At 48.8% G+C, this 13,774-nt stretch carries 12 protein-coding genes; 3 read left to right on the forward strand and 9 right to left on the reverse strand.

Annotated elements, in window-relative coordinates; genetic code table 11:
• Nucleotides 1-105 precede the first annotated feature (105 nt).
• The 8 genes from PUQ60_RS03880 to PUQ60_RS03915 all read right to left on the reverse strand — a co-directional run bounded on the left by PUQ60_RS03880 (nucleotide 106) and on the right by PUQ60_RS03915 (nucleotide 9,932).
• Nucleotides 106-450 carry a septum formation initiator gene (locus PUQ60_RS03880; protein ID WP_181986250.1) on the reverse strand — a complete coding sequence of 115 codons (345 nt, stop codon included), beginning with the start codon at nucleotides 448-450 and terminating at the stop codon, nucleotides 106-108.
• A gap of 7 nt (nucleotides 451-457) precedes the next feature.
• Nucleotides 458-856 carry a spore cortex biosynthesis protein YabQ gene (gene yabQ, locus PUQ60_RS03885; protein ID WP_022360388.1) on the reverse strand — a complete coding sequence of 133 codons (399 nt, stop codon included), beginning with the start codon at nucleotides 854-856 and terminating at the stop codon, nucleotides 458-460.
• Nucleotides 857-866: 10 nt separating this feature from the next.
• On the reverse strand, nucleotides 867-1,151 hold the full coding sequence (gene yabP / locus PUQ60_RS03890; RefSeq protein ID WP_022360387.1) for a sporulation protein YabP: 285 nt from the start codon (nucleotides 1,149-1,151) through the stop codon (nucleotides 867-869).
• A gap of 85 nt (nucleotides 1,152-1,236) precedes the next feature.
• Nucleotides 1,237-2,946, reverse strand: coding sequence for a hypothetical protein (locus PUQ60_RS03895; protein WP_273378819.1), 1,710 nt, complete (start codon nucleotides 2,944-2,946; stop codon nucleotides 1,237-1,239).
• On the reverse strand, nucleotides 2,873-8,353 hold the full coding sequence (locus PUQ60_RS03900) for a carboxypeptidase regulatory-like domain-containing protein (protein ID WP_273378816.1): 5,481 nt from the start codon (nucleotides 8,351-8,353) through the stop codon (nucleotides 2,873-2,875). The genes PUQ60_RS03895 and PUQ60_RS03900 overlap by 74 nt, the downstream gene beginning before the upstream one ends.
• A gap of 233 nt (nucleotides 8,354-8,586) precedes the next feature.
• Nucleotides 8,587-9,255: a TetR/AcrR family transcriptional regulator gene (locus tag PUQ60_RS03905; RefSeq protein ID WP_273378813.1), complete on the reverse strand. Its 669-nt coding sequence runs from the start codon at nucleotides 9,253-9,255 to the stop codon at nucleotides 8,587-8,589.
• A 38-nt stretch (nucleotides 9,256-9,293) separates the two neighbouring features.
• Nucleotides 9,294-9,533: an RNA-binding S4 domain-containing protein gene (locus PUQ60_RS03910; RefSeq protein WP_273378811.1), complete on the reverse strand. Its 240-nt coding sequence runs from the start codon at nucleotides 9,531-9,533 to the stop codon at nucleotides 9,294-9,296.
• A gap of 123 nt (nucleotides 9,534-9,656) precedes the next feature.
• Entirely contained in the window at nucleotides 9,657-9,932 is a 276-nt protein-coding gene (locus PUQ60_RS03915) for an HU family DNA-binding protein (protein WP_022360642.1), read from the reverse strand.
• Between the two features lie 287 nt (nucleotides 9,933-10,219).
• Here PUQ60_RS03915 and PUQ60_RS03920 point away from each other — a divergent pair, with 287 nt between their 5' ends.
• The 3 genes from PUQ60_RS03920 (at nucleotide 10,220) to PUQ60_RS03930 (ending at nucleotide 12,967) form a co-directional block, all read left to right on the forward strand.
• On the forward strand, nucleotides 10,220-10,939 hold the full coding sequence (locus tag PUQ60_RS03920) for a GTP pyrophosphokinase family protein (RefSeq protein WP_273378805.1): 720 nt from the start codon (nucleotides 10,220-10,222) through the stop codon (nucleotides 10,937-10,939).
• A gap of 67 nt (nucleotides 10,940-11,006) precedes the next feature.
• Entirely contained in the window at nucleotides 11,007-11,714 is a 708-nt protein-coding gene (locus tag PUQ60_RS03925; protein WP_273378803.1) for a response regulator transcription factor, read from the forward strand.
• Complete coding sequence (locus PUQ60_RS03930; protein ID WP_273400778.1) at nucleotides 11,609-12,967, forward strand: HAMP domain-containing sensor histidine kinase; 1,359 nt, start codon at nucleotides 11,609-11,611, stop codon at nucleotides 12,965-12,967. Before PUQ60_RS03925 ends, PUQ60_RS03930 begins: the two co-directional genes overlap by 106 nt.
• 219 nt (nucleotides 12,968-13,186) lie before the next feature.
• Here PUQ60_RS03930 and spoVT read toward each other — a convergent pair whose 3' ends face one another.
• A complete protein-coding gene (spoVT, locus tag PUQ60_RS03935; protein WP_107001695.1) occupies nucleotides 13,187-13,735 on the reverse strand; it encodes a stage V sporulation protein T in 549 nt (182 codons plus the stop codon).
• Nucleotides 13,736-13,774 lie beyond the last annotated feature (39 nt).

The following is a 13,774-nucleotide window of genomic DNA, read 5'->3' on the forward strand; positions in this document are numbered from 1 at the left end:
AACGGACAGAGCAAAACCAGGGAAAACTTCGACATTTTCCGACCTATCTATGAACACTGCTCCCCCGTGTGCCATACTCCAGGCATTCTATGATGTGCTGCAAGTCTAATTCGGATTCGACGGCTTGAGCAGGATCTCATTGCGGTTTACAAGCCCCAGCTTCTCCTTCGCTACCTTCTCGATATACTGCTTGGTCTGCACGTATACGCGGTATTCCTCAAGCTGTTTGGCACGTTCTTCTTCCTTCGCAACCTGCGCCTCCAGATTTTCCTCACGAATTGAATAACTCCTATCCTTTTCCTTGAGATCGATGCCCTTGATGTGCACGGCAACCGCCAGACTCAGCACTACCATCGTAACGCCCACAAGCGCCATCCGGTTGTTTAAATTATCCTTTTTCTTTTTCCGCACATTTCCACCCGGTCTGCCTTCCGACATCTGTCTACGCATTCTCATCTCACTTCCTTTCCATGTTTTCTGCCTGTCCCCTTGTTGTACGTTTCTTTCCGGTCTTTTGGCTTTTTTTGCCTCTTCTTTTCATTTTAATCCATCCGCTGCATTTTTTCAATACCGCAAACAAAAGACGGCTGCCCGTCCGGTCATAAAACACCATGCCGCCGAGCACGCCCGCCACCGCATAGCCGCGCAGAACTCCGTCATTCTGCCCGAACAAAAGCCGGAACGTCGCAAAGCTGGCAAAGAGCCAATACGCCGCATCCTCCATGCCTGTCCAAAACGAGCCGTGCCGTACCAGCCACCGGAAGATCCTAAGCCCGTCATACATCATCATCAGCGCGATTCCCGTACACACACTGCCGCCAAGCAGCCATATTTCCCCTCTCACCGTCCCGCTCATCCGCCACCGCCTAACGGAACAGCCGTCCAAAGAACGACTCCTGCGATTTCCGGTGGGACTCGTTGCAGGAATACGAAAAGCTTTCAAACTCGCCCTCAATATCCACTTCGCCCTTTTCCAACGTCAGACGGCTCACATGCAGCGCCTTCCCACGCACCGTCAGAAGCCCCATGTTTGTATCGAGAATCATCTGGTTCTCATCAAATGACACCACATCCTGGATCCCCGTCACACTCCCCTTTTCCCGGTTCAGAAGCTCCAGCTTGTGAGGTCTGGCATCCAATTTTTCTTCCATGCAAAAAACCTCCCAATTTATCTAACTTATAGCCTATAGCTGCCTATTGTTAAATATATTGGGAGGTTTTCAGGTTTATGAATGATTATCTGGCCGGTTCCCAGACACCGTCTGCATTTACATAATAGCCGTCCGGTGTCCACTCAGCCATATAAAGGGAGCCGTATGGACGCCCTGCGCCCTCCATGTAAACCCAGGTTTTTAATGCTTCATCATACGCCCAGGTCGGCTGCGGTGCATACGGATTTAAGTATACATAGCCCAAATCCGGAATCAGCTGCCACTCCGTCAGCATCTCTCCCGTTGCCGGATCCAGATAATACCATCTGCCGTCCTGCGGATCCAGATACCAGCCCGTCCGCATGCCTGTGTTTTCATCCACATAGTACCATTTGCCCGCGCTGTAATCATAGACCCAGCCCGTCCGGATGTATCCGTCGGCTCCAAAGGCCCACCATGCGCCCCGGAGCTGTTTCCACACAACCTGTTCAACCTGCCTGCCGGTCGCCGGATCCAGGACCAGGCTTCCCGACAGATATGTACCATTTGACAGGCGGTAACGCCATCCGGTGCTCTCTTTTACCCATGTGCTGGTATTTCTGTCGCGGCCGGAAGTGGTCGTTCCCTGCGGATTGCCCGGGGTCGATGGATTCGGGTTCGACGGGTTGGGTTTCGTCGGATTGGACGGGTCAGACGATGCTTTCTTTGTCTGGACCGTTACCGCCTCGCTGGCTGCGGATGCCGTCGTATTGACACCTTCTTTGAGTCTCACATAGAACTTGTAAGTCGTTTCCGGTGTCAGCCCGGTAAATACCGGTGAATCCTGCCATTCTCCCTGATCCACGCAGTATTCCAGTTCATATCCTGCCGGAATCGCCGTTCCATCCACAAATGCTGACGGTGCTTCCAAGGTCACGCTGGTGTCTGTCCACGCTGCTGCCTGCGCTGCTTTCGGGGTCTTTGTTGCTATTTTCTTGATCGTCAGTTGCACCGTAATCGGATCACTCCTATAATATACGTTGCTGTCCGGGATCTTAATCTTACAGGAATACGTTCCCGCATTGGTCGGCGGTGTCATGCTGGAATAAACGGTTCCGTTCACACCTTCATAGTGCACCTCATACTGACCCTGAAACTGTTCCGAAAGATCCTGTCCACCTATCGTTGCCCGAATTCCATCCTCAACAGACTTCGGCGCGCCATCGTAATCAACCTCTTTATCCGTACCTTTCAGTGTAACTTTATCTTTCTCCCCAAAATACACATTTGTCTCAATATTCTGTGCCGGCATATTAAAGGAGGCGGTCCATTTGCCACCGGATTCGGTAAATTTCGGCGGGTAAATAACTACAAGTAAACCACCGCTGTATGTAAGGCATGCATTCTTGTTCTGCATCTCCTTCATCCGTCTGACACCTTCATCTGTCAAGGTCGCCGTTACCAGATCCCCGACTTTTGCTGTAGTCCTGTTCAGCATATAATAAGAACTGCTTCCTGGCTTCTTTGTGATCGAAAATTCTGCATTTGGATTATCCTGAACCTCGATATCCACAGCTACCATGCCCGGTCCCTCTAAGTATACATAGAGAGTCGGGAGACCGGTTGTATTATCTTTTTCGATGCAATAATTACCGTTTTCCGTAAGCTCTGATTGACTATTTACCTTTTTCGGTATAACTGAATCTTTCTTATACAGCGACATTGACTTTATTTTAAATTCTCTAAACAGCTTGCCATTGATAATCTTTGTTACTTTCAGAGAACCAATATGGTCGCCTCCACTCTTTGGTTTCAAAGGCTGCCGTCGTTCCCCAGGTACCCCATTCCTGCCCTACGAACCAGGTATACTGGTACGCGTTCATATTTTCCGCATAGGAAACCTGTACGGAGGCATTTGAACACGGCATCGTAAAGCAATACACCGTTGGATTCTCCAGATTGCAAATTGTCGCATTCACCTTTGAACCATTTGCATCGGTAATTGTTACTTTACTTACGACATCTTCCGAATCCAGACCCGTAAATGCAAGGTAAACTATTTCTCCGGCTTTCTGTGAAAATGTAAATGTACCAGTTTCACTACCTGTCGTAGAAATTGGATTTGTTCCCCCTTTTGCATCATTCAGGGATGCATACGCTTTCACAACTGCATTCAGAGAATTCGTATGACCCGGCTCCCGTCCTACTGTAACCATGTGCTCCGCCGTATCAACTGTCAGCTGGCATTCTGCCCACTTGGAAGGATCCGCCTTGCTGATGGCTGTGATTGTATAGGTTCCATTTGCCGCAGCCGCAGCGGTTACCAAGCCGTCCTCTACCTTGACTGCCGGATCACTGCTTTTCCACGTCACCTCTCTGGACGCTCCGTTTGCCACATCGACGGTTGCAGTGAGCTGGACGCTTCCTCTCGGATAAATCGTCTCATTGGTCTTATCCAGCGTAATTCCGGTAACCGATGGCTTCAGATCCAGCGTCAGATTCGGAGATAATGTCTGTTTTTTCAGAATCGGGAAGGCATACCTGTCGGTTGAATCCATCGTCCAGGTAGAAGCAAAATCCCAGCCCAAACCTTTATAAAATTCTGGATCTTTCAGATTTGCCTCCGTTGCGTCCGCTCCATATAGCTTGTCTGCCCCCATCATATTCGGATCCGGGGTCAAAATCGTCCCATCTGATTTTCTCGCGACTGTGCCGGCAAAGCCGTAGTTATTCGTATACTCTCCTGACGTTCCGCCAATCCGGTTGAGTGATCGCATCTCCGGGAAAATGCTGACACAAGAGGAAATCGAACCGTTGTCGGAAATGCCCGCCACGGATGCGCCAGTGGGATTTTTTGTCAGCGCTTCGCCTGCCGCGTAGCTGTGGGAGATCGTTACGTTGCCGCTTCCTACCAGTCCGCCAATATAATCTCCCTTATCAACGTCCATATCCACAACTGCATAGCTGTTGTCAATGGTTGTAGTTCCACCGGTCCAACCGACCAAACCACCTACAAAACGCTTGCTAGCGGTTCCTTTGATTTCAGCATCTGCATAGCAGGACTGGATCTCTACCGAATATTTTTCCCTTACATTTCCTATCAAACCACCCGCAGCTTCAATCTGATTCGTTCCATCTGTAGTTTCGATTGTTCCACTGACGTAACAATTTTCTACTGTCAGAGAATCATATACATCACCAACCAGGATGCCAACTCTCGCATCATCGTTGGAAGCTTTAACCACCGCATTTTCTATGGTCAGATTCTTAATTTCACAATTCGAAGAAATTGCTTGAAACAATCCCACATAAGCTTTGCCGACTGCATTCAAGCCTCGAATCGTATGTCCGCATCCATCAAATTCAGCTCCGGCCTTAGGAATCGAAGCAAAGTCGTGACCGCCCATATCAATATCGCACATCAGTTTCGCTTTCCAGTTTGAAATCTTCGTATCTCGGAAATACGCAAGCTCTGCCCCGGTACTAATTTGATAATAACCATTTTCATCTTTGGCCGGTTCCACAACCGCCTGTCCATCCCACTGATCCTGCACCCATACCGCCTTAAATGTCACATTTCCTTCCGGCATTGTATAACTTGCACCGCTGGCATATGTCTTAGTTCCGTCACTCCAGCCTCCAAAATTCATGCCGTATACCTTAAAGGTATTCTCCGGAAGCGTAATCACAGTTCTGGCTGCGGCATTTTCCAGTGTCGGTGCCTCTCCCTGCGAATCCTGACGATCAGACGCAAAGGTAATTGCATACTTCGCCGCGATTGAAAGATTTATTTCGATTGTTTTTGTTTCTGTTGACGCGCTCTCAGCGGTATAGCTCAAAACAATCGTTCCTGTGATACTTCCGTTTTGTCCCGGATCTTCGCCATTCGTTGCTGGTGCTAGATTAAAATCATTTTCGTTAGACCACTTCGCCTGAATTTTTCTATTTTTGATAACCTTCTGTACAACCTGCAAAATTTCCTCTGCTGTCGTCTTATTTGTCACTGTCATCGCCCGTAGCGCTTCCTGTGCCGCTGTTTCGACAGCCGCTAAGGTCTGCTCGGAAAATACATAGTTTCCACTCTTCGCCTCCTCGCTGTCACCATAGGTTGAACCATCGCCCGTTGCTCGGACTCCAAACGTATAGGTTCCGCTCTCTGCAATCTGGGAGGTAAAATCGTAACTGGCTGCATCCGCCTCAGATGTTACTTCATCCCCAAGTACTAAACCATCCTTATAGAGCTGTACTTTATAGCCCGACGCATTCGTAACCAGACTCCAGACAGCTTTTCCTTTTACTGTCTCATCCCAGCTGACATCCGCAGGCTTTGCAAGCTGAACAAGTTTTATTTCTTTTTTCAGCACAATTGAGCCAATCGAACTTCCCTTGTAACGGACATAAAGCTGTATTTCATTTGTACTGCCAAGAGCCAGCGATTTAGCAAATTGAATCTTAATACTGCCAGTTCCATTTCCGGTATTCACTTCAAGAAGCGTCACTCCGTCATATGACGTTCCATCTTTCTCGGATGAAAGGGTAAAATCTTTCGGCTGCAAACTATCTGTTCCTGCATATGTAAGTTTAATTTCTCCATCTGCCGTGACAGTGTCCGCATCGGTTGTCCGGAAAGTTCCTGTCACCGTTTGTCCCGAAGGCATGGAAACCGGGTTTGTTTCCATGGTGAAATTAAGAGCTTCTAAATCGGCATCCGAAATCGTAACTTTTTTCTCAACCGTAAAATATCCGGTCTTTTTGATTGTTACGTCATAGTCTCCATTGGCAAGCTCAATGCTAAAATTTCCAGTTGAATCTGTTGCCACCTTTTTCTCGCTGCTGTCCTTCTTAAAAGTAATCTCTGCGCCCCCAATTCCAGTTTCTCCAGACTTTACACTTCCACTTAACGAATTGGTCGCCTGAAGATAATCCGGTATGTCTGTGCCAGAGAATATCTTTACTTCGTCATTACCTCTCTTCATCTTTAGCGTTGGAAGCTGTTTATCAGCAAATTCCCAGTTTTCCGCAGCACTTCCCCAGCCAATCGTGTTTTTCCAGAAATTGGTTGTTAAAAGGTTTGTTTTGGAAACACTCACGCCATAATTCTCTAGCTCATCTTTAGGTTTATCAAGAAGTTTATCACCATATTTAACCTTCATACCCTGATAGGCAAAATTTTGTTCACCAACTACATGAACCTTATAATCACCATCATAGCCAAAAATTCGATCTACAAAGTATTTCGAGCTTTTTGTGGAAACCTCTTCTTGCAATGCTGCGCTATTCTTAATTGTGACACTTCTACCTGGTCCACCAACCAATCCACCCGAACCTTTGTCTTCTACAGTTGAGACAGTTCCCATTGCAATACATTTTTTGATCGTTACCACGTCACTATTACTAACAGAACCAATCAAACCTCCTGCCAGAGAACTTCCTTTACCTGTGATATCTGCATTAACAACACAATTTTCTATTGTCAGGGGAGCTCCTTGGGCATTTTGAGCAGCTCCAATTAGTCCGCCTACTCCACTATTATTACTTCCTGTCGCCGTGATACTGCCACTAACATAACATTTTTCAATCGTTGCTTTGTTTTCGTTTCCTACCGTCTGAGCAATCGCTCCCTGGTTTCCCGTTCCCTCAATCCTAACATCCGATAAAATCAAATTTTTAACAGTTCCATTCAAAACACTAAACAACGGCTGCGAAATTCCACTCAACGCATATCCATCACCATCTAAACAAGTCGTTAGTGTTCTTGACTCCCACGACTCGCCGCTTAGATCGATATCATCTCCCAATCTAATATATTTATTTACATTATAGAGACTTCCATTATATTGATTTCTTTGAGAACCCATAACCTTAGACCACTGTTTCGCAGTACAAATCACATAGGGATCCGCTTCCGTACCGCTTCCCGTGATTCCTTCATCCGCATACAGCGCAATCCCCGCGTCTCCCACCTGCACATGGATCTCCGGCAAAGCAGTGTCTTCCGGTATCTCTTCGCTTTCCGGAATCACCGGAATATAGGTATAGATCGCCCCATTGTATTCTTCATTGGCTTTATCGTAGCCCTCCCAGGTCTTTTCTTCAGTTTCTTCTGGTTCACCGTCCTCATCGAAGCGGTCAAAATAGTCCTCCGGTGCCAGTCCGCCCTGAAATTCAGAATAGTCGCTGTTTTCCGCATCCAGTTTCCACGTGATACCCGACAAAGTCCGCTCGGTGGTTTCTTCTCCCATCGTCTCACGCACGGTAAGAGTCTCCGGGAACCGGATGTCGGATTCTTTGCTTCCAAGCGGGAGAATCTGATCGGTGATCGATTCTTCCAACGGTGCAAATTCCAGCGTCGTTTTTGCCTGCTCTTCTTCCAGGACCGTGATCTGGATCACCGGGAGTTCGTCCTCATCTACCTCATAATTGCTGCTTTTCAGCTCTGCACGGAACAGGTAGACGCCCGGATTTTCTCCATCATAACGGGATGCCTGGCTCTCTTCTGCATCCAGAACCCAGCGCACCTTTACTTTTCGCCAGAAACCTTCCTTTTCGTCAATCTCTTCCTCGGTCTTCTCATCCGTCTTGACATCTTCCTTCGGTTCATCCGTTTTTCCGTTCGAAGAACTGCCATCTTCATTCAAATCTGCATTTCCACCCGAAGAACCGGAATCTGCCTTACCGGAATCGTCTTTCTCATCGGATTCACCGTTCCCCGGATTTGCATTTTCATCCTGAGAGTCCCCATTTTCCGCCGAATTTCCATCTTTCCCAGAATCTCCCTGTTCACCTGAACCGGATTCCGCTTTCTCTAAGCCCTCTCCACCTTCGCTTTTATCTTTGCTATTCTCTCCGGCATCTTTTCCTTCGGTATCTTTTCCTTCAGTATCTTCTTTTTCTCCATTCTCTTCACTGTCCGTCTTTTCCAGCATGGCATCATCATTTGTGCGGTTGGCAAACGCTGCTACATTCTCATCGCTCCCTGCGTCAGGCACATCTTCGGTTTGCCCCCCGCTGACAAAAACGTCTATGCTGTCCGGCATCTCCAGATCCTGATACCGGGTTCCATAGGGAACTTTCTGATACAGAACCTGTTCCGATAAACTTTCGATCTCCCGGATCTGATAAAAATTCGTGTTCGCATAAACTCTCGGCACAGAACCATATGAACTGCACGTTATCACTACCACCATTCCTGCTGCCAGGATTCTTCTTTTTCTCCTTCTCATACGCTTTTTTCCTCTCATTCTCGAAATGTTGATTATCCGTCATAAAGTGTGTATACACAAATGAGTCGTCACTATATTTATATTATAATAATCAACTCTCACAAATTCAAGACAGAAACTGTTCTTTTAAGCGCATAAAGAAAAACGAGACGACCAAAGTCGTCTCGTAAAAGTCTAACTTTGAGGGGTCACCTCATTCTCTTGACTTCTTTTTTTTATTTCCGTTCTTTATATCATTGTTTTCCCAGGTTCTCCGGGGTTCTGCACCATGTCAGGAGCATTCCTTTTAAAAATTCCAGTTCCTGTGTGTGGTCTTCCTTGTGATCGTCCGCCCACACAATTCCCTGTGCATAGCGCTCAGCCACCGCCAGCATCGCAATCGCAACGCTTGTAAATAACTGCTGCTCCGGGATATCGGTCCGGATGCTTTTATCGCTCCTCGCCTGCTCATAGAACTTATGATACAGCGCTCCTGCCGGCTTCAAAACATCCAGATGTTCAGCCAGCGCTTCCCCCCTGACTTTCTCCCGGGAGATAAAGTTTTTATAGTTATTACTGAACCGGAGTATTTCCGGGCGTTCCCGGTAAATCCGGATGATCTGGTCCGTATAAAACTCAATGTACTGATACGCCGTGAATGATTCAAATATCTCCGGTCCCTTTTCTTCCAGAACCTCCTTCCAGAGATCGCCCCAGATTTTTCCGCTGATCGCTATCACAAGCTTGACCTTCGTCTGATAATAGTTATATAGGGTCGCAACGCCCACTTCCGCAGCGTCCGCCACCCTCTGTAAACTGACATTCTCGATCCCATATTGCGAAAACAGCCTGAATCCAGCTTCCATCAGCTGTTCTTTCCGACGCATCGCCTCTTTTTCATCCCGCTCTATATTTCTTGGCATTTCATCCTCCGCGCCTTTTCCTGACTTCTCCTGGATTCTTACAGGTATTCAAACATCTCTTTGGCATCTTCCTTGCGGATGGTCTCCTGCACGCTCGTCACGCGGACTTTGACAGACTTGTTGCCGAAGGCAATTTCAATCGCATCCCCAACCTTGACCTCCGCGCTGGCTCTTGCCACTTTATCATTCAGCATCACTCGTCCGCTGTCACACGCTTCATTGGCTACGGTTCTTCTCTTGATGATGCGGGACACTTTCAAATACTTATCTAACCTCATATTTTTCCTTTCCATAACCCCTTACTTTCATCCTGGCGGAATCCCTTCGCTCCTATAATACTAAAGCCCTCCATGATATTTTATCACGAAGGGCTGTCTGTCACACATATATGTCTGAGATAATTATGCGTTTACCATATCCTTTAATGCTTTACCAGCTTTGAACTTCGGAGTCTTGGAAGCTGCGATCGGCATAGTCTCGCCGGTCTTCGGGTTTCTTCCCTCTCTAGCTGCTCTCTCAGCTACCTCAAAAGTACCAAAGCCAACCAGCTGAATCTTTCCGCCCTTTACCAGTTCCTCGGATACTGCATCTGTGAAAGCCTTGATTGCTTTCTCTGCGTCTTTCTTGGAAAGCTCTGCTTTCTCAGCTACAACTGCGATTAATTCTGTCTTATTCATCGTATATTCCTCCTAGCTTATATCTTCGCACATGAATCCTCTTAGTTTTCTTCGTACATGCCCGCAAATCTTACTTTACATTTATATACATTTCTCCTTGCTTTGTCAAGGTTTTTCGCGCCTTGCTGTGTTTTTTCTGTGAAAAATCATGGAGTATCTGTGAACTCTCTTGCGCTTTCGCCTGTTTTTCGATATATCTGTTATATCGAATACCAATTTTTACCAAATAGACCGAAAGGAAACGGAGACTGTCTGGCACTCTTCCAGCCCCCCATTTTAGATCATATATGATAGAATCAACAACCACTACCCCCTCTGATTTTTACGGCGGTTCCCGCATCCTTTTAGAGGGCATCATCGACGAATTTCTCTCCTGCATCGGCATGATCCGGCGCTATCAGAAGTCGCAGACCGGCTGGGATCCGATCTCCTCCTCTACCTCTCGCGTCAAAAGCCCGGAGAGCATGAGAGAAAAGCTCATCCGAGACGGACTGGAGCCGACGCTTCAAAATGCGCTTGCTCACGAACATGACGCCGCGGGCGTGCGCCTCATCTGCCCGATGGTGGACGATGTTTACCGCACCGCCGAGCTCATCCGCGCGATTCCGGACGTGACCATTCTCCGGGAAAAAGATTTCATCGCCCATCCAAAGCCGAACGGCTACCGCAGCTACCATATGATTTTAAAGATGCCGGTCCGTTTTCTGGGAAATACATCCGAGACAGCCGCTCTGCCCTGTCTGGAAGTCCAGATCCGCACGATCGCGATGGACTGCTGGGCGAGCATAGAACATGAACTCAAATATAAGCACGATATCGCCAACCCGGAGCTGATGCAGCAGGAATTAAAGCACTGTTCCGACCAGATTGCTTCCACGGATCTGTCCCTGTCCACCTTAAAGGAGCTGATTCTCACCCCAAATGCTGACCCAGATGCAAATTTCAACACAAGTGCTGTCGCTGAAAAACCAGTCGCTTCAGACTGCCGCGGCATTCCGCTCGGATAAATACTTGGATAAATAAAATAGTACATAAACCAACAGGTGGATAAACAAAGAGGGGGGATTTTCACACATGAAACTACTTCTTGCCGACGATGAACCGGATATGATACGCGCCCTGAGCGCCATTTTAACCCATGAAGGATATAAGGTAGACGCTGTCTACGACGGGGCTGAAGCACTGGAAAAAGCAGCCTCCGTCAGCTACGACGGGCTGATTCTCGATATCATGATGCCAAAGCTGGATGGGCTTGCCGTTCTTTCTGCCCTCCGGGACAAGGATATCCTGACCCCCGTTCTTCTCTTAACCGCCAAAAGCCAGACCGAGGACAAAATCTCCGGGCTTGACTGCGGAGCGGATGATTACCTCACCAAGCCCTTTGACATCGGCGAATTTCTCGCCCGCGTCCGGGCGCTGACCAGACGAAGCGCCGCCAAACAACTCTCTGGGCTTACCTGCGGCAACTTTACCCTGGATCGCGCTTCCATGGAACTTTCCTGCGGCACTTCCTCCGTCTGCTTATCCAGCCGCGAGGCGGCAATGCTGGAATTGTTTATCCGCGAGGAAGGACGCCTTTTAACCGAAACACAGCTTTTAGAGCACACCTGGGGAAGCACATCCTACGACGAGGGCGCTTCCGATCCACTTCCACCGACACAGGAGGCACAACTGGTATGGACTTACGTTTCTTATCTGCGAAAAAAGATGCAGGCGCTGGGCGCCAACCGGAGCATCCAGCGAACCGAAGAGGGATATCGTCTGACGGCGGCGGACGCATGATCCGAAGCCTGCGGCGCAGGTTTCTGCTCATCGCCATGTTTTCTCTGGCGCTCACGCTCTTTGTCATCGGCGGCTCGATCAATCTGGGAAACTACATCCGGCTTACCGACCGGGCGGATGCCATCATCACGACTCTTTATGAAAATGACTGGAATTTCCCCCTTGTCAGGAATCATCCAAACGTTTCGGGACGTTTCCAACTCACCCGCGAAACGGAGTTTGAGACACGCTACTGCATTATTCATCTGGATGAAAATGAGGAACCATCCGACGTCAACTCCGAGCACATCGCCTCCCTCAGTGAGAGCGACATCTCAGCTCTGACAGACGCGATTCTCTCATCCGGCAAGGACAATGGCTACTGGGGCTACTACCGTTACCATCTGTATCCGTCCGATGGAAGCAGCGAAAGCGACAGCGGTACGCTTGTGATTGTAGACTGCTTTTCGCAGTTACAATCATTTTATATTCTTCTGCGCCTGACCTTCTTTATTATTTTCGGCTGTCTGGCAGTTGTACTTTTACTTCTCCTGTGCCTCTCCGACTACGTCATAAAGCCATTTGCCGATAATATCAAAAAACAGCGCCGGTTTATCACCGATGTCTCGCATGAGTTAAAGACACCTCTCGGCATCATTTCCGCCAACGTCGGCGTCATGGAAATAACACGCGGCAAGGACGAGTGGACGGAAAGCACCCGCAAGCAGGTCGAGCGCTTAAACCGCATGATTGCGGAGCTCATCGAGCTGTCGCGCGCCGAGGAAAGCATGTGTCCGGAAAGTCTCTCTGATTTTTCTGTCAGCGCACTGGTAAAAGAGACTTCCGACAGCTTCCAGACCGCCGTTGACGCACAGGGAAAGAAGCTCTCTCTCTCGATCAAACCAGAGCTGTCGATGCGGGGACAGCGCGACCAGATCCTGCGTCTCTGCTCAATTCTGCTGGATAACGCAGTCAAATATTGCCTGCCGGACGGCACGATCACTGTGTCCCTGTACCAGAAAAAACGCCTCCTCTGTCTCGAGGTGCAGAACCCCTGTGAAAACCTGGAGCCCGATCAGGTTCCGCGCCTGTTCGACCGGTTTTACCGAGCGGACGATTCCCGCGCACGGGCAAGCGGCGGCTACGGCATCGGGCTTTCCATCGCCAAATCCATCGTGGAACGCCACGGCGGACGCATCAGCGCCCATCTGGCGCCGGGCAAGGATAAACAGAATGAAATTCATTTCTGCGCCCTGCTGCCGCGGCTGTCGTGAATAGCCCAACCCTATCATCTCAACATACATACCTGCAAACAAATGCACAATTACCTACAGCGTCTGCCACCGTTAGCTTCTTCCAAATACAGGACTATCAAAAACAGGATCGATGGACAACCGCCCAGGAGTTTTATCTCTCTTTACGTTTTCCATCGATCCCGTCTTCTTTTTTCTCTCACCGCCTGTTTCCAGGCAGATTTATCTCATTTATCTTTTTTATCCTTCCATCTGACGTCCCAGAAATCCGGCTGCCGTCGCTGCCAGCTTCATCTCCGCCCCTCCAAGCGCCTGCTTTGCCTCCCGGCTAAGGAGAATCACCGCCCCGATCGCATCTCCCTCGCTCAAAATCGGCACAATCACCTCGGCGCTGCTCTCCTCCACCTCATCCGAGGTAATCGGGATAAATGCTTTTTCTCCCCGCGCCGCACAGATATTCTGACGTTCGGAGACTGCCAGCTCCAGCGCCCGGCTGATCGTCTTCTGGTAATATTCCTTCTTTGGTCCCCCGGATACCGCGATGATCTGATCCCGGTCCGCGATGCAGACCATCAGCCCCGTAGACTGCGCCATTGCCTCCGCGTACTGCACGGCAAATGCCGCCAGCTCCACCATCGGTGAATATTTTTTCAATATAATCTCGCCCTCGCGGTCCGTGAATATCTCAAGCGGCGTCCCTTCCCGAAGGCGCAGCGTCCGGCGTATCTCTTTCGGGATGACAACGCGACCCAGATCATCGATTCTTCTCACAATTCCTGTAGCTTTCATGATTCTTCCTCCTGCATACCACGTTTGCCATATCGTGTG

Source organism: Clostridium sp. AF02-29 (assembly GCF_934835585.1).
Classification (GTDB): domain Bacteria; phylum Bacillota; class Clostridia; order Lachnospirales; family Lachnospiraceae; genus Otoolea; species Otoolea fessa.